Annotated in this window: 1 protein-coding gene; it reads left to right on the top strand. The window is 49.2% G+C overall.

Going from position 1 to position 2171, the window contains the following annotated elements; translation table 11 throughout:
* Positions 1 to 557: 557 nt before the first annotated feature.
* The gene (gene ltrA, locus GJQ68_RS23030) at positions 558 to 2042 is read left to right on the top strand and encodes a group II intron reverse transcriptase/maturase (RefSeq protein ID WP_162419611.1); all 1485 of its coding nucleotides are present in this window, start codon (positions 558 to 560) and stop codon (positions 2040 to 2042) included.
* Positions 2043 to 2171: the final 129 nt, after the last annotated feature.

Genomic DNA, 2171 nt, shown 5'->3' on the forward strand with positions numbered 1-2171 from the left:
GTGCGACAAGAAGTCGCATAGATAACTGTTTAACGTTCGATGAACGATTGAACCTTGTGTTCCATCACAAGTAGCCTATGGATACGTGCATTTCTGGTAACGGAATTGTGCGAAGCTATCCGGACAATATAGCCCGTAAAGAGTTTTCTGTGAAGAATCTCTGTTGCGCACCATCGTCAGGTGCGGGGGAGTTAGGCTTGATGGGTATGGTCAACATACGTGAACTGCTGATAAATGTCGTGACGTGTAAACAGCGAAAGACGATGATACGCTGTGACCAAAATGGTAAGGGGTATAGTTAGCAGGCTTTTCGGTTTCTGCTACATGGATTTCGATTCCCCCGGCAAAGAGGCAGGACCTAACCCCGTCCGTTATCTAAGCGGAACTTGGTAAGCCCGCAATCCTTCCCGGAATTCCGGGATTAGCCGGCTGCAAAGCAGGCCCAACGGGCTGCGGGTAAAGGAAAGACGGAGAAAGCAAATGCCGCCATCTAATTTGGCGGATATGCCCACTTCCGTCATGGTACTCTTTTACGAGAAAATTACAGTAAGACTTCAATGAGGAAAACGCAAATGAATCCAACAAATGCCGGATGTGCATCCCCAACGACATGGGACGATTGGAACTCCATTAATTGGAAGAAGGTCGAACGTGGCGTAAAGTCACTGCAATCACGTATCGTAAAGGCCGTCAAACAAAAACATTTTCACAGGGCAAAAGCACTGTTGCACCTGATGTCGAGGTCATTCTATGGAAAACTGCTCGCAATTTTCCGGGTAACCTCCAACAAAGGCAGCAGAACCCCCGGGGTGGACAAAGTGCTCTGGAACACACCGGGGAGAAAGTGGAAAGCCACTGAACTTCTCAAAGTCAGGGGATACAAAGCAAAACCACTCAGGCGAAAATCCATCAAAAAGAAAAACGGAAAGTACCGGCACCTGGGCATGCCCACCATGGCGGACAGGGCCATGCAGGCCCTGTTCAGGCTGGGACTGGACCCGATAGCGGAGACCACAGCGGACTTGAACTCATACGGATTCAGGCCCAAACGCTCGTGCGCAGATGCAATCGTCCAATGCCACAATGTGCTGTGCCAACGCAATTCGGCCGAATGGATATTGGAAGCGGACATAAAAGGATGTTTCGACAACATTTCGCACGAATGGATCCTGCAAAATATCCCATTAAGCAAAATGGTTCTTGCCCAATGGCTCAAGGCGGGCTACATGGACAACAAACAATGGTTTTCTACAGAAAGCGGAACACCGCAGGGTGGTATAATCTCGCCTACAATCGCCAACATGGTACTTAACGGAATGGAAAAAGAAATAAACATCCATGCCGGACACAAAGGGGGGAGAAACCCCCACAAAATTAACTTCATCCGCTACGCGGACGACTTTGTGGTGACCTGTGACGACAGTGAATATCTTGAAAGTGAGATAAAACCGATAATCAACGGGTTTCTCTCCAAAAGAGGGCTTGAGCTCTCCCGGGAGAAAACCAAGATTACTCATATCCGTAAGGGTTTCGACTTTCTGGGCTTTAACATCCGCAAATACGGAGATAAATGCCTCACCAAACCCATGAAGGATTCGGTGAAGTCAATCATGGCAAGTGTCGGTGGGGCTACAGCCACCCATAAATCCGTGACGCAGGTAGAACTCATCCGCATGATCTCTCCAAAGATCAGGGGGTGGGCCAATTACTACCGCCATTCAGCCGCCTCAAGAACCTTTGCGCTGCTGGACCACAAGGTATTCAGATTGCTGTGGAAATGGGCCAAACGCAGACACCCCAAAAAAGGAAGCCGATGGGTCAGGGCAAAATACTTTAAAACCCAAGGCACCAGAAATTGGGTGTTCGCCGTAACGGACAGGGATAAGACCTTCGAGCTCCCGCTCTTCGAAGCCGCAAAAATTCGGCGGCACGTCAAAATAAGAAGCAACTCAAACCCTTATGACAGGGAATGGGAAGCTTACTTTAAAGAAAGGACGGCAAGGAGGAAAACCTACCAAAATACCGCAAAGAAGGCCAGCTAGTTTGATGACCGGACTGCCAAGGCAGTTTTTAGAGTGCTTGAGCCGTATGAGGGGAAACTCTCATGTACGGTTCTTGGAGGGGAAAGGGGGAGTAATCCCCCTGACCTACTCGACCGTACGGGTCTCGTA

Source organism: Cyclobacterium roseum (genome assembly GCF_010119225.1).
Lineage (GTDB): Bacteria > Bacteroidota > Bacteroidia > Cytophagales > Cyclobacteriaceae > Cyclobacterium > Cyclobacterium roseum.

What these genes read in the sequence shown, in the direction of transcription:
- ltrA (WP_162419611.1), top strand. Translation starts at nt 558, where the DNA reads ATGAGGAAAACGCAAATGAATCCAACAAATGCCGGATGTGCATCCCCA.